General features: G+C 35.0%; 17 protein-coding genes and 2 other annotated features. Of the genes, 16 read left to right on the top strand and 1 reads right to left on the bottom strand.

The genetic code is table 11. The features are described 5' to 3' along the window. Nucleotides 1–100: 100 nt before the first annotated feature. Nucleotides 101–883 carry a hypothetical protein gene (locus ACK1U5_RS07790; protein ID WP_000499720.1) on the bottom strand — a complete coding sequence of 261 codons (783 nt, stop codon included), beginning with the start codon at nucleotides 881–883 and terminating at the stop codon, nucleotides 101–103. 109 nt (nucleotides 884–992) lie between these two features. On the opposite strand from ACK1U5_RS07790, the gene ACK1U5_RS07785 reads away from it, so the two are divergent. The 16 genes from ACK1U5_RS07785 (at nucleotide 993) to ileS (ending at nucleotide 20918) form a co-directional block, all read left to right on the top strand. Continuing rightward, the gene (locus ACK1U5_RS07785) at nucleotides 993–1640 is read left to right on the top strand and encodes an HD domain-containing protein (protein ID WP_113710720.1); all 648 of its coding nucleotides are present in this window, start codon (nucleotides 993–995) and stop codon (nucleotides 1638–1640) included. Then, entirely contained in the window at nucleotides 1637–3532 is a 1896-nt protein-coding gene (locus ACK1U5_RS07780; RefSeq protein ID WP_069604957.1) for an ABC-F family ATP-binding cassette domain-containing protein, read from the top strand. The genes ACK1U5_RS07785 and ACK1U5_RS07780 overlap by 4 nt, the downstream gene beginning before the upstream one ends. A gap of 75 nt (nucleotides 3533–3607) precedes the next feature. Then, entirely contained in the window at nucleotides 3608–4339 is a 732-nt protein-coding gene (locus tag ACK1U5_RS07775) for a Bax inhibitor-1/YccA family protein (RefSeq protein ID WP_001260655.1), read from the top strand. Nucleotides 4340–4444: 105 nt separating this feature from the next. Continuing rightward, nucleotides 4445–4699, top strand: a complete 255-nt coding sequence (locus ACK1U5_RS07770) for a DUF4318 domain-containing protein (protein ID WP_044584409.1) — start codon at nucleotides 4445–4447, stop codon at nucleotides 4697–4699. Between the two features lie 161 nt (nucleotides 4700–4860). Continuing rightward, the gene (locus tag ACK1U5_RS07765) at nucleotides 4861–5196 is read left to right on the top strand and encodes a single-stranded DNA-binding protein (protein WP_000982014.1); all 336 of its coding nucleotides are present in this window, start codon (nucleotides 4861–4863) and stop codon (nucleotides 5194–5196) included. A 332-nt stretch (nucleotides 5197–5528) separates the two neighbouring features. Next, nucleotides 5529–6002: an Imm26 family immunity protein gene (locus ACK1U5_RS07760; RefSeq protein ID WP_069604956.1), complete on the top strand. Its 474-nt coding sequence runs from the start codon at nucleotides 5529–5531 to the stop codon at nucleotides 6000–6002. 294 nt (nucleotides 6003–6296) lie between these two features. After that, nucleotides 6297–7424, top strand: coding sequence for a conserved virulence factor C family protein (locus ACK1U5_RS07755; protein ID WP_113710719.1), 1128 nt, complete (start codon nucleotides 6297–6299; stop codon nucleotides 7422–7424). A 3-nt stretch (nucleotides 7425–7427) separates the two neighbouring features. Continuing rightward, entirely contained in the window at nucleotides 7428–7811 is a 384-nt protein-coding gene (locus tag ACK1U5_RS07750) for a thiol-disulfide oxidoreductase DCC family protein (RefSeq protein ID WP_000634887.1), read from the top strand. An 83-nt stretch (nucleotides 7812–7894) separates the two neighbouring features. After that, nucleotides 7895–8329, top strand: coding sequence for a BrxA/BrxB family bacilliredoxin (locus ACK1U5_RS07745; RefSeq protein ID WP_000063706.1), 435 nt, complete (start codon nucleotides 7895–7897; stop codon nucleotides 8327–8329). Between the two features lie 49 nt (nucleotides 8330–8378). Continuing rightward, a complete protein-coding gene (locus tag ACK1U5_RS07740) occupies nucleotides 8379–9155 on the top strand; it encodes a class I SAM-dependent methyltransferase (protein WP_000637449.1) in 777 nt (258 codons plus the stop codon). 40 nt (nucleotides 9156–9195) lie between these two features. Next, nucleotides 9196–9410, top strand: a binding site (T-box leader). A gap of 45 nt (nucleotides 9411–9455) precedes the next feature. Further along, entirely contained in the window at nucleotides 9456–11144 is a 1689-nt protein-coding gene (gene argS / locus ACK1U5_RS07735; RefSeq protein ID WP_069605041.1) for an arginine--tRNA ligase, read from the top strand. 112 nt (nucleotides 11145–11256) lie between these two features. Further along, nucleotides 11257–11586 carry a DUF2085 domain-containing protein gene (locus ACK1U5_RS07730; RefSeq protein WP_000621475.1) on the top strand — a complete coding sequence of 110 codons (330 nt, stop codon included), beginning with the start codon at nucleotides 11257–11259 and terminating at the stop codon, nucleotides 11584–11586. Nucleotides 11587–11615: 29 nt separating this feature from the next. Further along, nucleotides 11616–11834 carry a hypothetical protein gene (locus ACK1U5_RS07725; RefSeq protein ID WP_000498603.1) on the top strand — a complete coding sequence of 73 codons (219 nt, stop codon included), beginning with the start codon at nucleotides 11616–11618 and terminating at the stop codon, nucleotides 11832–11834. Nucleotides 11835–11971: 137 nt separating this feature from the next. Then, a complete protein-coding gene (locus tag ACK1U5_RS07720) occupies nucleotides 11972–12850 on the top strand; it encodes a class I SAM-dependent methyltransferase (protein ID WP_033685790.1) in 879 nt (292 codons plus the stop codon). A 377-nt stretch (nucleotides 12851–13227) separates the two neighbouring features. Further along, nucleotides 13228–17430: a bacteriocin-processing peptidase family protein gene (locus tag ACK1U5_RS07715; protein WP_069605042.1), complete on the top strand. Its 4203-nt coding sequence runs from the start codon at nucleotides 13228–13230 to the stop codon at nucleotides 17428–17430. A gap of 92 nt (nucleotides 17431–17522) precedes the next feature. Beyond that, nucleotides 17523–17763 (top strand) — a binding site (T-box leader). Nucleotides 17764–17816: 53 nt separating this feature from the next. Then, on the top strand, nucleotides 17817–20918 hold the full coding sequence (ileS, locus tag ACK1U5_RS07710; RefSeq protein WP_069605043.1) for an isoleucine--tRNA ligase: 3102 nt from the start codon (nucleotides 17817–17819) through the stop codon (nucleotides 20916–20918). Nucleotides 20919–20962: the final 44 nt, after the last annotated feature.

The following is a 20962-nucleotide window of genomic DNA, read 5'->3' as shown; positions in this document are numbered from 1 at the left end:
ATTCTAAAATTGTTCATTCTTCTCCCAAGATTCAACGATATANTGTGTTATAAGGAGTTTTGGCACTTTTGTATTTTTGTATTTTATCAAATAAACAATTCTAAAATTGTTCATTCTTCTCCCAAGATTCAACGATATAATGTGCGATCGTCGGATTGAAGCCTTTACCAACTAAAAACATAATCGCAGCAACTTCTGTTAATGCGTGTTCATGTGATGTATGTTTTGCTTCATTTAAACCGTAATCTACCCATGGTTTTACGAAATCTAGTACGGGTTTCTTGAAAGGTAAAAACTGTGTACCGACAACTTGTTGAATTTGTTGTTGTGTTGGTTCAGTAATTGGTCCAGGTGGTAAGATTTGTGGTTGTGTAATGTCTAGTGTTGGTCCAGGTGGTAAGATTTGTGGTTGAGTTGGATCTATTGTTGGTGGTTTAGGTGGTGAGACACGTGCGTCGTAGTTTGGTTGATACATTTGTTGTTGGTATTGCGGTTGTTGTGGTTGAGTTGTGTATGGGTTTTGTGGTGCTGCATATGGATTTTGTTGATATTGTTGTTCTTGGTTTTGTGGTGCTGCATATGGATTTTGTTGATATTGTTGTTCTTGGTTTTGTGGTATTACATATGGATTTTGAGGATATCGCTGTTCTTGATTTTGTGGTGCTGCATATGGATTTTGAGGATATTCATAATTTGGACGTGTGTCATATGGATTTTGTTGAAATTCAGTTTCTTGGTTTTGCGTTGTTGCATATGGGTTTTCGTCATATTGTGGTTCTTGCTGTTGTAACTCTTGTTCTTCGTATTGTTCTGTGTATCTCTGTTCTTGTTGTTGAGGATACAATGGTTGCCTTGGATAAGGCGGTTGATTATTATAGAACATGTTTATTCCTCCTTCATGATGATGCCTACCACCTAGTGTATGGGCGGACAAGAAAATATGTGATGAAAAAATGCGGGCGTGTTACAATAAGTAACTGGGTGAAGATAAAATGACAAAACAAGAAAAAATTCAAAAAACAATTACTTTTGTAAAACATATTTTAGAAAAAGATGCGAGTGGGCATGATTGGTATCATATTGAACGTGTACATAAAATGGCGATTTCTTTATTTGAGCAAGAAGGTGGAAATCGTTTTATAATTGAAATGGCAGCATTACTTCACGATGTGGCAGATGAAAAGCTAAATGAAAGTGAAGAAGCAGGAATGAAAAAAGTTTCTGATTGGTTAGAAGAGCTACGGGTTGAAGAAGAGGAAAGTAAACATATTCTTCATATCATCGCCAATATGTCTTATAAAGGTGGCCATGGCGGCACAGTAGAGTCACTTGAAGGGAAAATTGTTCAAGATGCGGATCGTTTAGATGCTCTTGGTGCAATAGGAATTGCTCGTACATTTGCATATGGTGGGGCGAAAGGGAGATTAATGTATGACCCAACTATTCCGCCGCGTGAAGAAATGACGAAAGAAGAGTATAGAAAAAATAATGATCCATCTTTAAATCATTTTTATGAAAAACTTTTGAAATTAAAAGATTTAATGAATACGAATGCAGCAAAACAAGAGGCTGAAATTCGTCATCGTTATATGGAACAGTTTATTGAACAATTTATGAAAGAGTGGAATGCACAAATATGAAAATGTTAACTGTGGAGAACTTATCAAAATCATATGGAGAAAAGCCGTTATTTGATGGATTATCATGTAGTATTACAGAAGGACAACGTGTCGGAATTATTGGTGTAAACGGAACTGGTAAATCGACATTATTAAAAATTATTGCAGGATTAGAAACTCCTGATACAGGTGATATGACGCATTCACGTGGGTATACAATTAGTTATTTATCACAGCAACCAGAGTTTGATGAAAAACTGACAGTATTAGAGCAAGTGTTCCATGGTGATACACCTTTAATTCGTCTTCTTCGTGATTATGAAAAAGCACTATTAAATATTGAAAAAGATCCAAGTAATGAAAAAGTACAGGAACAATTATTTGCAGTGCAGCAACGTATGGATGCAATGAGTGCATGGGAAGCAAATGCAAATGCGAAATCTCTTTTAACGAAATTAGGAATTACGGACTTCACTGCAATTGTTGGGAATTTATCTGGTGGACAGAAAAAACGTATCGCAATGGCACAATGTTTTATTGAAACACCGGATCTATTAATTTTAGACGAGCCTACGAACCATCTTGACCATGAGACAGTTGAATGGTTAGAAGAATATTTAGCGAGATATACAGGTTCGGTATTACTTGTAACCCATGATCGTTATTTCTTAGATCGTGTGACGAATCGTATTTTTGAATTAGATAATGGTAAACTATATAGCTACGAAGGAAACTATAGTACATTTTTAGAAGCGAAAGCACTTCGTGAAGAGCAAGAATTGGCACAAGAATCGAAACGCCAAAATTTATATCGTCGTGAACTTGCTTGGATTCGTCGTGGTGCAAAAGCCCGTTCTACGAAACAAAAGGCGCGTATTCAGCGTTTTGATGAGCTAAAGGCACAAGAAGGATCAGCTGCAAAACAGTCAGTTGATATTGCACTTAGCGGTAGCCGTCTTGGGAAAAAAGTACTTGAGTTAAAAGATGTAACGAAAAAATTTGGTGATAAAACGGTATTAAACAACTTTAATCATATTGTGAAACCAGGCGATCGCATCGGAATTATTGGAGCGAATGGAAGCGGGAAATCTTCGCTATTAAATATGCTTGCAGGTAAGTTATCTCCTGATAGTGGTGAAATTGAAGTTGGACAAACTGTAAAAGTTGCTTATTATACGCAAGAAAATGAAGAGATGAATTTAAATCAGCGTATGATTGAATACATTAAAGAGATTGCAGAAGTTATTCATACGACAGATGGAAAAGTAATTGGTGCATCTCAAATGTTAGAACGTTTCTTATTCCCGACGCATTCACATGGTACACCACTTGGTAAACTATCTGGTGGTGAAAGAAGACGTTTATATTTATTACGTATTTTAATGGGAGAACCAAACGTACTTTTACTTGATGAACCTACAAACGATCTAGATACACAAACATTAACAGTACTAGAAGATTATTTAGAAGATTTCCCAGGTGTCGTTTTAACTGTATCGCATGACCGTTACTTCTTAGATAAAGTAGTAGATGAACTGTTCATCTTTACTGGCGGAGGCGAAGTGCGTGAATTCCTAGGTAGTTATACAGATTATTTAGAAATGGAAAAAACGAGAGAACTTATGGAGAAAGCGGAAGTTCAAAAAGAGAAAAAAGTTGTAGAAGAAGCTCCAAAACAACAACGTAAACGTAAACTTTCATACAATGAACAGCGTGAATGGGAAACGATTGAAGATACAATTGCCGAACTTGAAGAGAAAATTGAGTCAATTGGAGAAGAACTTGCGAAAGTTGGATCTGACTTCACAAAGGCACAGGAATTATCTGAAGCACAGCAGAAAACAGAAGAAGAGCTAGAAAAACAGATGGAAAGATGGAGTGAACTATCAGACATCGTTGAAGGATTAAAATAAAAACAAGCTGCATATATTGAAAAGTAAAGAGAAAAACTTTACACTATTGGTAGAACCTATTTTAGGAGGGAAAAAATGAGAACATCTAATCCAATGTTGAAAAAAGAGGCATTCCGTAAAGAGGGAGCAAGCGCTTCTGCGATGACGATTGGCGGAACAGTAGGCAAAACGTTCATTATGCTTATCTTGCTACTTGCAACGTCTGTCTATTCATACATACAGATGATGCAGGGGACGATGAAGATGCCAGTATTAATTGGTGCTTTAATCGTTGCGGCAATCATCGCATTTGCGTCTATGTTCTTCCCGCGCATTTCACCTTTTGGTGCACCAATCTATGCAGCGGTAGAAGGGGTTGTGTTAGGAAGTATTTCAGCAGTTTATACAATGAAATTTGGCGATTCTATCGTTTTAAATGCTGTATTACTAACAATCTCAATTCTATTTGCAATGTTAGTGTTATATGCAACACGCGTAGTAAAAGTAACGGATAAATTCCGTACAGGCGTTATGGCAGCAACACTTGGAATTATGGTTATGTATTTAGTCGTATTCCTACTAAATATGTTTGGTGTAACTGTTCCATACATTCACCAAGGTGGTACAATCGGTATTATTATTAGTGCAGTTGTTATTGTAGTTGCTGCATTAAACTTATTACTAGATTTCGATTTAATCGAAAATGGTGTACGTAGTCAAGCTCCGAAATATATGGAGTGGTATACTGCGATGGGACTAATGCTTACATTAGTATGGTTATACTTAGAAATTCTTCGTTTCGTTTCTTACTTTACGAAAAATGACTAATAAAAAAATCCTGCATGAAAAATGCAGGATTTTTTTATTTTCAAAGATATATTGAATGTATGGTATAATATGGATGATAGCAACTTGAAGTGAAGGAGATGGAATATGATGAAAGAGAAGAAGGGGATTATGAAAAAATTATTTTTTAAAAGTTTTTTCATAGAACTAGATGAAGCTTTAACGTATCCATCATCAAAAGTTATTACTTCAGCGATTGAAGGATATGCAACTGAATGCAATGAAAGACTAAAATTTGAGAGTAAAGTTAAACCGATTACTTTCTACTTAGAAAATGTAATGTACCGTGCTGAAATAAAGATGGCTCGCGGAGGATATTACATATCTTGTACTGAAGTGTAATAAATTTTGAAACTATACATGTTTGAACTATGTATGGTTTCTTTTTTTGTTTTGTAAGGTCCAAAATAATACTTTCTACTTACGGATATATCATTTTGTGCTTTTTACCATTCAAACATTTCTCCTTACAATGAAGAAAAACATGTGAGGTGGTATAACTTATGATGAATCGAGTTGTATTAATCGGTAGATTGACAAAGGAGCCAGAATTATACTACACAAAACAAGGCGTCGCTTATGCACGAATATGTGTTGCGGTGAATAGAGGATTTCGAAATAGTTTAGGTGAACAACAAGTCGATTTTATTAATTGTGTCGTTTGGCGCAAATCGGCTGAGAATGTAGCTGAATATTGTAAGAAGGGGTCGCTCGTTGGGATTACAGGGCGTATTCAGACTAGTAATTACGATGATGAACAAGGCAAGAGAATATATAGAACTGAAGTTGTGATTGAGAGTATTACCTTTTTGGAGAGAAGGCGGGAGGGGGCATCGTAATAAAAGGTGATTTTAAGTAATAGCTTCGGAAAAAATTGTGGAAAGTATTTTAATAAACTTAAAGAGGGGATACCGCCAGCTTTTTTGAAAAAACAAGTAAAGAGTATACAAAATTTTATAACGTTTTTTGGCTAATCCAGTAACAAACGAGAACCATAAAACCCATCACAGGATAGGAATGTATAAAAAGATGAATCGAGTGATAGAAAATAAAAAAAGGGATTCCTTCTGAGAGTAAGGAATCCTCCTTTTTGTTGCAACCGATAATAGGACGTTATGTTAACTTTACATGAATATGTTATACAATGGATAAAAAAGAGATGGGGAGAACAATGAGTATAAACTATCCATTTAAACCAAAATCAAATCGTTATTTAGTACCAGGACAATTTTGGACTATTCCTTTAGATAACAGTAAATTTGCATGTGGTAGAGTAATTGAAACAGATCCAAATAGTAGAAGGGGATTTTTAGCAGGTTTGATGGACTGGATCGGAGATAACCCACCTATGGCTGAAAATTTAAAAGGTTGTAAAACGTTAATACAAATAGATGTTCATATTAAAACCATTCATGAAACAGCATTGGATGGTTTTATAAGTGGCTATCGTTCATTAGAATTAGATGGAATTGAAACAGAGTATTTCACTTCACAAATGGTTCATGATGAGAATTGTATGTTAATGAAAGGATATTCAGTACTTAGACAGGCGACCAAAGAAGAAGCAGATACGTATGATCAGTTCGGTTACGCAGGTTACATGATGATTAAATGTTACGCAGAAGATTTATTAGCAAATAAATAACTTCCAATAACGAAAAATATGTAAATAAGCTATCCATATGGATAGCTTATTTACATATTTTTTTGTTTAGCGTGTTTTTTTCAAAAATAATGGCGATGCCTCAAGAAATGGATAAAAAATAAAAATCATCGGAAACGAAAGCTTTTAAAATCCCGTTCCTAATTTAAAATGTAAAAAGAATGAAATAGTATGGTAGCGGGAAGAAAGTAGTAAAATTAAGCATCCGAGTAGGAGTATAGAGTGATAACATGTTACAATACAGCTAAGAACATGCAATAAAGGAGAGTTTTTTACGTGAAGATTAAAGCAATTGAACCGACGCCAAGTCCAAATACAATGAAAGTTATTTTGAATGAAGTATTACCATCAGGAGCGCGTAATAATTATACAAATGAAAATAAAGAACAAGCACCAATGCAAGTGCAAGAAATTTTGAAAATTGAAGGCATTAAAGGTGTATATCATGTAGCCGACTTTTTAGCAGTGGAGCGAAATGCGAAGTATGACTGGAAAGTTTTATTACAACAAGTTCGTGCTGTTTTCGGCGAAGAAGTAGTGGAAGAAAGTGAAGAACAACAACTTGCTCATTTTGGAGAAGTGAAAGTGTTTGTTCAAATGTTCTTTACAATTCCAATGCAAGTAAAGTTAACAGATGGAATGACGGAAGAACGTGTTGGTTTACCAGATCGTTTTAAAGAATCAATTATGAAAGTGCAAATGTCTGCACCAAACGTTGTAAAAGAGCGTAAATGGGTGGAACAAAGTACACGTTACGGTAATTTTGAAGAAATTGGGAAAGAAGTAGTGGAAGAGATTGTTGCTGCTTATTCAGAAGAACGTGTAAATGAAACGGTTAAAGAATTATTAAATCAAGCAGGTGCTGTTGAAGTAACGATTCAAAAGCGTGAGCCATATAAAGTAACAGAAGAGATGATGAAAGATTCTGACTGGAAAAACCGTTTTGCAGCATTAGAACAAATGGATCCTACTGAAGAAGATATTCCAGTGTTGAAGATGGCGTTAGATGATGAAAAAGTTTCAATACGCCGCTTAGCAACAGCGTATTTAGGTATGGTAAAAGGTGATGAAGTATTACCGTTATTATATAAAGCGTTGTTAGATCGCTCTGTAAGTGTTCGCCGTACTGCAGGAGATTGTTTATCAGATGTAGGTGATCCGGCAGCGATGTTCGTTATGATTAAATCTCTGAAAGACCCAAGTAAATTAGTACGCTGGCGTGCAGCGATGTTCTTATTTGAACTTGGAGATGAAAGTGCGATTCCAGCATTAAAAGCAGCGCAAGATGATCCAGAGTTTGAAGTAGCGATGCAAGCACGTCTAGCATTAGAGCGTATTGAAGGCGGAGAAGAAGCAAAAGGTTCTGTATGGAAACAAATGACGGAGTCACGTAAAGGGGAATAATGCATGATTGTTTTCTATGATAGTTGGTGTCCGATGTGTACGGCCGTTGCAGAACGTACGAAAAAATTAGATAAAAAGGGTAAGATGAAATTTGTTTCATTTCGAAATGAAGATGTAGTTGAGAAGTATGAGCTTTCTCAAGAACTACAAAGTAAGATGGAACAAAGACTGTATATTTTAAAAAATAATAAGTGGTATGACGGTATTCAGAGCATAGATGTATTAGCAAAGGCCGTTCCATCTTATTGGTTTGCAGTTCCTTTTATAAAGTTATCTATCGTACTTGGTTTTGGAAGTAAAGTATACGATTATATCGCTAATAATAGAAAACTTGTTCCAGTGGGACATTGCCGCGGTGGGGTTTGTGAAATCCCTACAAAAAAATGAAATCATCGTTATCTTTCTTTTGCACCTATTAATAGAGCGTGATATGATGAATTTGGAATGAAAGTTGAAGGAGAGATTACAAGATGTCAAATGCTTATGAAGAATACATGCGTCAAATGGTAATCCCAATGCGCCAAGAGTTAGTGCGTTCTGGGTTTGAAGAGTTAACTACAGAAGAAGCTGTAACAGAATTTATGGAAAATACATCAGGTACAACTTTAGTAGTTGTAAACTCTGTTTGTGGTTGTGCAGCTGGTTTAGCACGTCCATCAGCAGGTCAAGCGGTTGTTCGTGCTGAAAAACAACCTGATCATCTTGTAACTGTATTCGCAGGTCAAGATAAAGATGCTACTGCAAAAATGCGTGAATACTTCGGAGAAATTCCTCCATCTTCACCATCTATGGCATTATTAAAAGGAAAAGAAGTTGTTCACTTCATTCACCGTCATGAAATTGAAGGTGCAACTATGGACGAAATTATTACGAACTTAGAACAAGCTTTCGAAAAGAATTGCTAAAGAAGGGGGAGAGTAAATCTCCCTCTTTTCTTTATATAGAGGTGAAACAATGATCGTAACAACAGCAGGAAGAACGAATAAAGAAATGACAGATTATGCAAAGCAGGTAGCCGCAGAATTAAATCGTTCATTCGTTAAACGTAATGACATACCAGTACATAAGCTGCATGAGCAGTATGAACAAGATGTGCTTGTCGTAGGGAAGAACCGATTAGCTATTTATCCAAAAGGTACGGAAGAATCGTTTTTCTTTCATCCGAACTCAGCGATGTTTCGTGTGAAAAGGTTAATGCGTGGAGAACACGATCCGTTTGTACAAGCCACGCAATTAGAGAGAGGAATGACAGTGTTAGATTGTACGCTCGGGATGGCATCAGATAGTATTGTAGCTAGTTATGTTGTTGGTGAAAGCGGAAAAGTAACAGGACTTGAAGGCAATGAGTATATGGCTTATATTATGGAAAATGGTTTGAAAACATGGTCTTCATCCGTTTCTGAAATTGATGAAGCAATGCAAAGAATTCAAGTAAAGAAAACGGAGCATTTTTCATTTTTAGCGCAATGTGAAGACAATAGTTACGATGTCGTTTACCTTGATCCGATGTTTGAAGAAACTGTCATAGAATCCGACGGAATTAAAGGATTAAAACACTTCGCTTTGTATCATGATATTACTGACGAAACAATTGCGGAGGCAAAACGAGTGGCGAGAAAACGTGTCGTTTTAAAAGATCATTTTCGTAGTTCTAGATTTGAAAAACACAATTTTTATGTATACAAAAGAAAAAGTGCTAAGTTTCACTTTGGTGTAATTGACCCTTGCTAATTGTTTGAAAAGATGTATAATAAGCAATAATTAATTAAATATACTGTCTGTGATGAAGAGAGTAGTCTTTTTTAGAAGGAAAGCGAGCTAGGGATGGTGTGAGCCTAGTACGGAAGAAAAAGATGAAGCGCACTTCGGAGATGCTTCTTGAACGAATAGTAGAGAAAGCCGAGGCCCCCTGTCCTCGTTATAAACGGGAAAGTGGTTCGTAACGAACAACAAGGGTGGTACCACGGGTTAAAACTCGTCTCTTTTTTAGAGACGAGTTTTTTGTGTTTTAAAAAATAAGGAGGTTGTATCATGGATTATAACATGCAGTTTGTGGAAAGTTTATCTAATATTTTCACGAATGAATTAACGCAAAAACAAATTTTAGATTTAATTGAAACACCGAAACAAGATGAATTTGGAGATGCAGCGTTCCCATGCTTTTCATTAGCGAAGCAATATAAAAAAGCACCAGCTCTTATCGCAAAGGAAGTTGCTGAGAAATTCAATGATCCGTTTTTTACGAAAGTAGAAGCCGTTGGTCCTTATGTAAATGTATTTTTCAATCGTGAAACTGTAAGTGATGCAGTATTAAAAACAGTTTTAGCGGAGAAAGAAGAGTTCGGTCAAAACCACTTTGGCTGTGAAAAAACAGTAGTAATTGATTATTCCTCTCCTAATATCGCGAAACCTTTTTCGATGGGACATTTACGTTCTACAATGATAGGAAATTCGCTGAAACATATCGCTGAAAAATGTGGCTATGAAGTTGTAGGGATTAATTATATAGGAGATTGGGGAACACAGTTTGGAAAGTTAATTACGGCTTATAAAAAATGGGGAAATGAAGCAGTAGTTAAAGAAGATCCAATACGTGAGCTATTTAAGTTATATGTCCAATTCCATGAAGAGGTAAAAGACGACGAAGAACTAGAAGAAGAAGGACGTGCTTGGTTTAAGAAATTAGAAGAAGGTGATGAAGAAGCGGTAGAGCTTTGGAATTGGTTCCGTCATGAGTCCCTTAAAGAATTTTCTCGCATTTATGAACTTCTCGGCGTAGAATTTACTAATTTTCAGGGAGAAGCATTTTATAATAATTTAATGGAAGATTTTATTGGGATTTTAGAAGAACATGAGTTGCTTGAAGAATCAGAAGGTGCATTAGTCGTTAATTTAGAAGAAGAAGGAATGCCGCCTTGTTTAATTAGAAAATCAGATGGTGCGACGATTTATGCAACGCGTGACTTAACGGCAGCTTTATATCGTCAAAACACTTATGGGTTTGATAAAGCGCTATATGTTGTTGGTCCAGAACAAAGCTTACATTTCAATCAATTTTTCACCGTATTAAAAAAACTTGGCTATACTTGGGTTGATGGTATGGAACACGTACCATTTGGCTTCATTTTAAAAGATGGTAAGAAAATGTCGACACGTAAAGGAAGAGTTATTTTACTTGAAGAAGTACTCGAAGAAGCAATCGAACTTGCAAAACAAAATATTGAAGAGAAAAATCCAAACTTAAAACAAAAAGAAGTAGTAGCAAAGCAAGTCGGTGTTGGTGCAGTCATCTTCCACGATTTAAAAAATGAGCGTATGCATAATATCGAATTCTCATTAGAAAATATGCTGAAATTTGAAGGAGAAACAGGACCTTACGTACAGTACACACATGCACGTGCTTGTTCTATTTTAAGAAAAGAAAGTGTAGAATTTGAAACATGTACATTTGCTTTAAAAGACGATCATAGCTGGAGTGTCGTAAAATTACTTAATAAATTCCCTCAAGTAATTGAAGCGGCTTTCAATAAAAATGAGCCATCTATTATTTCGAAATATATATTAGATGTAGCACAATCATTCAATAAATATTACGGTAATGTTCGTATATTAGAAGAGAGCAAAGAAAAAGACAGCAGACTCGCATTGGTTTATGCTGTGACGGTTGTATTAAAAGAAGGATTACGTTTACTTGGGGTGGAGGCACCTGAGGAAATGTAACATAGTAGTAAACTGACAAACTGGGTCTAGTATAAACCTGGTTTGTTTTTTTATTGGATATATATTTTTTTTGCAAAATCAATTAAAATCTTTTTAGAGAGGGTGATTCATATTGATTCGAACTTTTATTTTACAAATTCCTTGTCATAGAAGATTAGATAGGAGTTTTTTTAAACTACAAAAGTACATACCTTTATGTGCGCGTTGTACAGGCATGCTTATTGGTATTTTAATGTTTCCAATTTATTTTTATATGACACCTTCATTTCTTTTAGCAATCATACTATCATTTTTCGCTCAAATTCCGTTACTTATCGATGGGTTCACCCAAAAGTGGAAATGGAGAAGTAGCTCAAATTTGCTAAGAATAACTACTGGTGTATTAAGCGGTAATGGTATGGGATTATTCATTTCCTCTAGTGTTATATGGATATTATCTTAAGATATATAGTAATGGAGGTATTTACATAGATGTTCTGGATTTATTTAATTCTAATTTTTATTTCAGGCGGAAGTGGAATTGGTTTTATGACTCAAGATAAGTATACAGAAGCAATAATAGCTTTTGTTATTTGTATACTATTGTTTGGGCTACTGTATTATTATCTTAAAAGAAACAAAAGAAAGAGAAAAGCAGATTGTGACGATTTAGACTGTACGGATTGTTTTGATTGTGATTGTACTTGTTAAATTTTTCTTCCAAATAAAAAGCTAGTGTATTATTAAAAATACACTAGCTTTTTTGCTTTGAAATTTTAAGAAAAGTGTAGGAATACGGCTATTATATAGAGAACTTTAGTTTTGTATATAAAAGGAGGCGTTAGATGTTGGAAACGTATGATTGGAACAATAAACTAACATATTTAAAAAACACGAGAGATTTATATTACAACGACGATTATGTAAGCTTTTTAGTAAATACAGTTTGGAAGATTACTAAGCCTGTACATATCGTTGATTACGGTTGTGGATATGGTTATTTAGGATTAGTATTAATGCCATTACTCCCAGAAGGTTCAAAGTATACAGGTATTGATAGTGGAGAAACATTATTAGCTGAAGCCAGAGAGTTGTTTCGTTTACTTCCGTATGATTCAGAATTTCTTGAAGGAGATGCTACAGAAATTGAACTGAACGATAAATACGATATAGCAATCTGTCATGCTTTCTTATTACATATGACTACTCCAGAAACAATGCTACAAAAAATGATACATTCAGTTAAAAAGGGTGGAAAAATAATCTGTTTTGAACCACATTGGATTTCTAATATGGCTTCTTATTTACTAGATGGGGAGAAACAATCGGAATTTATTCAGCTAGGTGTTTTGCAGAAATTATTTGAAAGTGATACGCAAAGAAATGGTAAAGATGGCAATATAGGCATGAAAATACCGATATATTTAAGTGAATTAGGTGTGAAAAATATTGAATGTAGAGTAAGCGATAAAGTGAACTTTTTAGATTCAAATATGCATCACAATGATAAAAACGATTTGTATCAATCATTAAAAGAAGAGGGGATTGCAGGTGATCCGGGTGATAAGCAACAATTTGTAGAACGTTTAATAGCCAGAGGATTAACATATGATAATGCGCTAGCTCAATATGAAGCTGAACTACGATTTTTTAAAATATTTCATGTGTATTCTTCTTTTGTATACGCTCCCAATATGAAAATTACATTTGGTGACATAGTTTGTTAAAAGGTATGATGTATAAGGCTTGTCGTTTAATGTCGATAAGTCGATATTCGACATATAATCGCTGATAAATGTTAAGAATCGGTCGATATAATTTGAAAATCGCCGATAAAATGAAAGAATCGCTGATATATTTGAATTATCGCCGATATAATTTTATGTACTAATTTCAGCTTCTACAAGATTAAAACCGCATGTTACGTTATTCCATATAATTAAACAAAATACGGAGAAAAACAATCGTTTTTACTATATTTTGTTATAAATTTGAATAATATTAATTAATACCATCCATTTTAAGAGATTTTAGTTGAATACATACTATATGGTGTGTAAAATCTAAGCAAGTAGCAGTTTAAATATAAATTCGAGGTGAATGCATGCTAGATTTTAAGCAGTTAGAAACTTGTTTAAAAGACAAGAGATTTGTAGATGGATTACAGGAAATAAATAATGAAATTGCATATATAAAAGAAACGAATACTTTATCCTATGTGAAGAATTGGCTTGCCAATATTCCTTCGCATAAGGAGTTCGATATATTAATTCGCCTTACTGATGAAGGGCTTATGCACCAATACAGTTCATTCCTCATTCGTTACGCTTATAAAAAATTCCCAAATATGAGAACGCTCTCTTTATATTGTGATGAGTTAATTGATGAGCGGAAAATTCTTGAAGCGGAGCAGTTGTTAAAATCTTCTTTAGAAGAGTTAAGTAAAGAAGAAATAGATGCAGATTTTTTAGCGAAAACATATTTTACGTTAGTACGATGTCTTTTAGAAATGAAACGAAACGAAGAAGCGTTAATGTATATGCAAAAAGCAGAGGAGTACAGTTCACGCGCAGTGTTTGATAAATGGGGCTACGTTTATATGCATACAGGTGAATGGGAGAAAGCGGAAGAACAATTTATTGCTGGCATGCAGCATGAAGATTGTGAAGAGTTATCTACCTATTTATTATCACAATTGTATGCGAATAAAGGAGAACAAAAACGCGCGATACAGTTAATCGATGATGCGATTGTAAAATTCCCACAAGTACCATATTTTCATTTTGAGAAGATAAAGTATTTATTAGATTTAGAGCAATATGAAGAGATGTTAGCGGTAATAGATAATATAAATACTCAGCTGCCATATCATGCCTATAATACTTACTTTGTACATTTATGTGCAGAAGCGCTGTACAAAATGAATAAATTTGCAGATTTACAAAAACTATTAAAAGAAGAAAAGAGTTTAAAAGAATCTTTATATCATAATTTAGAAAAAAATCCGGATGGAAAAAAGGTGCACTTGCCGATAGTTCCTATTGTACAAAAGGATAATTATTGTGTTCCGACAAGCTTAGAGATGATGTTGCGTATATGGGGAGAGAAACGTACACAAGATGAAATAGCAGAGTTTATTTTTGATATGACAGGTTCGAAGTTTTCAGATACTGTTTCTTATTTAGAAGAATTAGGTTATGAATATCGTTATTTTAAAGGGAATGAAGAGAATTATAAGAGACTGATTGACGAAGGAATTCCTGTTTTATTAAGTATAGATATTGAGCATGCTTCACACGTACAAGTTCTATCTGGATATGATGATACATTGCAAGCTTTCTATGTTCAAGATCCAAACTTTATAGAACCAGTTCTTGTGGAATATAGTAAATTACAAGAAAAATATCGTTATACAGGCTGTTTAGCAATCACGTTTGTTCCGAAAGAAAAGAAGGAGCAACTAGCGTTTCTAAGTGAAGAAGAAGATCGTTATTTTAAATCTATTTTTTCTCTTACGGATCATTTAGATGAACATGACAAAGAGGGAATTAGTAACTTAGTACAATTTTTAAAAGAAACGAGTGATAATCCAAATACGTGGTTATATACGATAAAGCACTTAGATGTTGAAGTAGATAAAGAATTTATTTTATATTGTATCGATAAGTTAATGGAAAAGTTTCCGAACTCGGACTTTGTTAAATTGCATGGTGCACAGTGTTTTATTCGTCTTCAGGAAGTAGAGAAAGCGGAGCAAATGCTGACAAGCGTTGAGAAGAAAAATAATCGTGCTTTATATCATTTAATAAACGGAAGATATGCGTTTGAACAGGAAAGTTATCTAGAAGCGATTTCAAGCTTTCGTTCATCGTTACAATTAGACGCAGATCAGCCTATTGCTTGGAGTTTTCTCGCTTTATCCTATATGTATATTGATCAATCTGAAAAAGCATTGCAATACTCTCAAGTTGCGTTAGAGCGTAGTCCTGAAAGGTTCACTTTAACAAATCACGGTTTAATATTAATAGATTTAGAAAGATATGAAGAAGCATATGAAATCTTTAATGACTTGTTAAAAGAGTATAAATATGAAGCGCATGTATGGTATGAACGAGCGAGATGTGCACATCAACTAGGGAAATTATATTTAGCAATAAAAGGGCTTAAAGTAGCGATTCATTTGGATAGTAATGCACCTTACATTTATACGAAACTTTCGGAAATATACGAATCTGATTTGAAGGATGAGGAAAGTGCGAAAGAAATTTTATTAAACGGTATTGAGAATTGTGATGATAAAGCACCTCTTTACGTAAAATTAGGTGACTATCATTTTCAAAATGATAGCTTGGAAGAAGCAGAAGTATTGTATAAGCGTGCTTTAGAAGAAAATGATGAGGATGTTTATTCTCACTTCGGACTTACACAAGTTTATATGGCAAGAGAACAATATAAGGAAGCAAAAGAATATATTCTTGGTCTTGAGAAGCAAATTGAAAAGAGCCAAGATTTCCTCATGAATGCAGGAATGGTTTTATGGGATGCTGAAATTGAACTTGGTGGAAATGAAGAAGGATTTAAAGTAGCGCTATCTAAGTTAGAAAATGGTATAAAGAAAAGTGATTATAATGTAGCAAGTGCGTTAGATGAATATGTGAATCGAATTAAAGGGACGGAATTTGTACAACGAGGTATAGCATTTTTAAGAACGTTACACAAAGAAAGAAATGAAGTAAGTGAGTACGGTTGTTATGCAGGTATTTTGTATGAATCTATTGGACAGTACGGCCAAGCGATGAAAAGATATAATAAGGCGATAGAACAAATGGAAACGGCATTACCGTATTACCGAATTGGCGAAACACTTATGGCATTAGGGCAATTGACGGAAGCAAAGCAGGCGTATGAAACATGTTTAGAGCTTGATGGGAATTTCGTAGGTGTACATTTACAGCTTGCGGAAATATACGAAAAAGAAGAAAACCGTTCTAAAGAACAAAGTCATATGGTTCAGGCGATGAAAGAAGAGCCGTTGCATATTAATATGGAATATTTGGCACAGCTTTCAGTAGAAATGAACCTTCAGGAAGAATTGCTGATTGAACTAGAACAATTAGCGGACGAAGTACCTGAAATATGGCGTTTAGATGCGATTGCATATGTGTACGGAGCGATGAATGAAACAGATAAAGAACAAGCACAGATTGAATACGCGCTACAATTAGATGGTGAGCATATAGAAGTACTATATCATTATGCAAAAGTATTAGTGAAAAAAAGAAATGTAAAAGCAATTGAAGTTGCAATGAAAGTAATACAAAAAGATTTTGATAATGAACGTATATTTGATGTTTATGTAAAAGCAGTAGAGCAACATAAAAAATTGTCTAACATACGAGATTTTCTTCATACATTAAAGGTGAAAAAAGCAGAAAGAAGTGCAGCATTCATGTATGCTGCAGCTGCGGTTACGGAAATATGGATTGAACGCCAGCTGCATGAACAGCCGAAACGATCTATCATTACGAGAGCTTTTTATCGTATGAAAAATCGTGCGAAAGAAATTTCAATGGTTACTATGATAATTGATTTATATGAAATCTCTTTAAAGTTAAATCCGAAAAATAGTATGGCAGCACAGCGATTTGCGCTATTTTATGAGAATGTAGAGATGAATAAAGAAGCAATAGAGATTCTGCACACGTCACTAGAAAATAAATGGGATTATGACGTAGCGAAGCAACTTGTAAATCTTTTCGTTGAGTGCGAGGAAGAAGATATGTTAAGAGATGCTTTGGAATTAACGAAACAAATGGTTCGAGAACTACCAGATGATTATGATACTCTTCTTCTGCAAGCACAAGTATTCTTTAAAGCAGGGGAAGAAAGAAAAGCAGAAAAGATTATCTTACAATTAACAGAGCAAACACCGTTTGTAAGTAGAGCATTTCTTGCTTTAGGAGAAATATATCAAAGTCAAGAAAGGTTTGAAGAGGCAATTCAAGTATTAGAAAATGCTTCTATACATCATCCAAATGAAACAGTAATTCTTCTTTCTTTAGCGTCTTCATATCATGGTGCCGGCCAAACACTAAAGGCAGAAAAAATAACAAATGAAGTATTAACAATGGATGCAAGTGATTTGTTAGCAAGATATGATCGTGCTTGTTATTTAGCACAGTTAAATAGAAATGAAGAGGCGAAGGAAGAGCTTGAAATTGTCCTTCGTGAGGATGACTCGGGATTCTTTGTTGAACTTATTGAGGATGATGAAAATTTAGCAGCATTGCGAGAATTTGAAAAGTAATTGTATAAGAATAGGGGAAAAAGATAAGGATATATTTTGAATTAGTTGACAATTAGTTGCTAAATGGCATAAAATAACTTTTAACAAAGTATACAAATCTGAAGACGAGAAAGAGTAAAATAGTGAGCTGTTCTCCAGAGAGCCGGTATATTGCTGAAAGCCGGTGTGCAGACGTTATTTGAAAATCATCTCCGAGGAGCTGAGGCTGAAAGTAAGTAAGCCCGGACGGATGTCTACCGTTACAAAGAACACGTATGATAGTACGTTGCTAAGTGCTATTAGTGAAAAAGCTAATAGAATTAGGGTGGTATCGCGGGTAAACCCGTCCCTACTTTATAGGGACGGGTTTTTTGTGTGCTTTAAAATATTCAAAGGAGTGATTGTATATGGAAAAAGTAGATGTAAAAGAATCAGCTGTAGGAAGAGAAATGCGAATTCGCAAACAGTGGAACGAACAAAATATTTTCGAACAATCAATTCAGAATCGAGAAGGCGCACAGTCTTTCGTATTTTATGAAGGACCACCAACGGCGAACGGACTACCGCATGTAGGTCATGCACTTGGACGAACAATTAAAGACTTAGTAGCAAGATATAAAACGATGGCTGGTTATAAAGTGTTAAGAAAAGCGGGATGGGATACACATGGTTTACCTGTAGAATTAGGCGTTGAGAAGCAACTTGGTATTTCTGGTAAACATGAGATCGAAGAATATGGCATTGAACCATTTATTCAAAAGTGTAAAGAGAGTGTTTTCACATATGAGAAGCAGTGGCGTGAATTCACTGAAAGTATTGGTTATTGGGTAGATATGGATGATCCATATGTAACTTTAAAGAATCCATATATCGAAAGTGTATGGCATATTTTGGGGACAATCCATGAAAAAGGATTGTTATATAAAGGACATAGAGTTTCACCATACTGCCCAAGCTGCCAAACCTCATTGAGCTCACATGAGGTTGCACAAGGGTATAAAACAGTAAAAGATTTAAGTGCAACTGTGAAGTTTAAAGTGAAAGATAGTGAAAATGAGTATTTCTTAGGTTGGACCACAACACCTTGGACACTTCCAGCAAACGTTGCGCTTGCTGTCCATCCAAATATGGAATACGTTAAAGCAAAACAAGAAAGTCATGTATACATTGTTGCGAAAGAACGTGTACAAGAAGTATTAAAAGAGAACTATGAAGTATTATCTGTTCATAAAGGCGAAGAATTATTAAACACATCTTATACAGCGCCATTTCCGATGAAAGAAGTTACAAATGGTTACCGCGTTATTGCAGCAGATTTTGTAACGGGAGATAGTGGTACAGGACTTGTTCATATTGCTCCAGCATATGGAGAGGACGATTATAGAGTCGTTCAAAGTGAAGGATTGTCATTCTTGCACGTTGTAGATGAAAAAGGTGAGTATACAGAAGCGGTACCATTTTTGAAAGGGAGATTTGTAAAAGATTGTGACGTGGATATCGTTCGTTATTTAGCGAAGGAAGGTTTACTGTATCATAAAGAAAAATATGAACATAGCTATCCGCATTGCTGGCGTTGTGATTCACCACTACTTTATTATGCAGGAGAAAGTTGGTTAATCCGAACAACTGCAATTAAAGATACATTTTTACAAAATAATGATTCTGTTACTTGGTATCCGGATCATATGAAACATGGACGTTTTGGTAAGTTTTTAGAAAATATGGTGGACTGGAATATTAGCCGAAATAGATATTGGGGAACACCATTAAACGTGTGGGAATGTGAAAGTTGTAATCATCAGTTCGCACCGAAGAGCATTGCCGAATTAAGAAAGCATAGTACGAAAGAAACACCGGAAGATTTGGAATTGCATAAGCCGTATGTAGATGAAGTGCAAGTCTGCTGCGAGAAATGCGGAGGAACAATGAATCGTACACCAGAAGTAATTGATGTTTGGTTTGATAGTGGTTCTATGCCATTTGCACAATATCATTACCCATTTGAAAATAAAGAGTTATTTGAAGAGCAGTTTCCAGCGGATGTTATTGCAGAAGGAATTGATCAAACACGCGGCTGGTTTTATAGTTTATTAGCAGTATCAGCACTATATACAGGAAAAGTACCGTATAAACGAGTGTTATCACTAGGGCATGTTTTAGATGAAGAAGGGCAGAAAATGTCTAAAAGCAAAGGAAATGCACTAGACCCAGTTGATTTAGTAGATAAATTTGGTGCAGATGCGCTAAGATGGGCTTTACTTGTTGATAGTGCCCCGTGGAATGCGAAGCGTTTTTCTGAAAGAACAGTACTGGAAGCGAAATCTAAATTTGTAGATACATTAGTCAATGTGTATAGCTTCTACGTTTTATATGCAAATTTAGATGAGTATAATCCGAAGGAAACGTATGATGTAAAGCTTACAAAATTAGACGAATGGGTATTATCAAGGTTGCATAGTACAACGAAAAAAGTGAGAACTGGACTTGATGATTATCAATTTACGAATGCAGCTCGTGAAATTGCAACACTTGTAGATGAAGTGAGTAACTGGTATGTAAGACGCTCACGTAATCGTTTCTGGGAATCTGGTATGAACGCTGAGAAAGCAGCTGCGTATGAGACACTTCATGAAGTACTTGTAACAATTAGTAAATTAATTGCACCATTTACACCATTTGTCGCGGAAGACATTCATCTGAATTTAGAAGGAAGCAGCGTTCATTTAGCCGATTATCCAGTTGTAAATGAATCACTACTTCAGCCGAAATTAGAAGCGGAAATGGATGCTGTTTTACAAGTTGTTGAACTTGGAAGAAGTAACCGTAATCAGCATTCTTTAAAAGTAAAACAGCCGCTAGCAGAACTTGTATTACTTGAGCATAACGAGAATGATATGGATTGGGAATCTTATCGTGATATCGTTATGGATGAGTTAAATGTAAAAGCGTTCCATGTTGAACTCGATGAAACAAAATACACATCATATCAATTGAAGCTTAATTTTAAAACAGCGGGGCCGAAGTTCGGTAAAAATGTGAATGCAGTGAATGGTTGGCTAAAACAATTATCACAAGAAGAAGTGCAAAACTTTGTATCAACAGGAAGAGCAGTTTACGAAGCAACACCAGGAGAAGAAGTAGTTGTAACTGCTGAAGATGTGTTAGTTGAGAAAGTTGCAAAATCAGGATTCTCTAATACGACTAACGGACAATATACAGTTATGTTAGATACGAATGTAACGGAAGAATTGTTGCAAGAAGGAGTAGCGCGTGAATTCATTCGTGCGGTTCAAGAATATCGTAAACAGTTGAATTTACCAGTTAATTTACGAGTCGATGTTATTCTTGATACAGAAGTAGAGCTACAGCGAACGTTAACGAACCATAAAGATTTATTGGAAGAAAACTTACTCGTTAAACAATTTACATTTGGTCACTTAACGAACGAAGACGATGAACTTTCTTTGGGTGAAACAAAACTTAGAATTAAATTAAGTGCAGCTAATTAAAGAAAAAAGGAAGTTGGAATGATTCCAACTTCCTTTTTGTATGA

It is taken from the genome of Bacillus sp. XB1, from assembly GCF_053557995.1.
The sequence above is the reverse complement of the archived record's forward strand: the minus strand, read 5'-3'. Positions and strand labels throughout refer to the sequence as shown.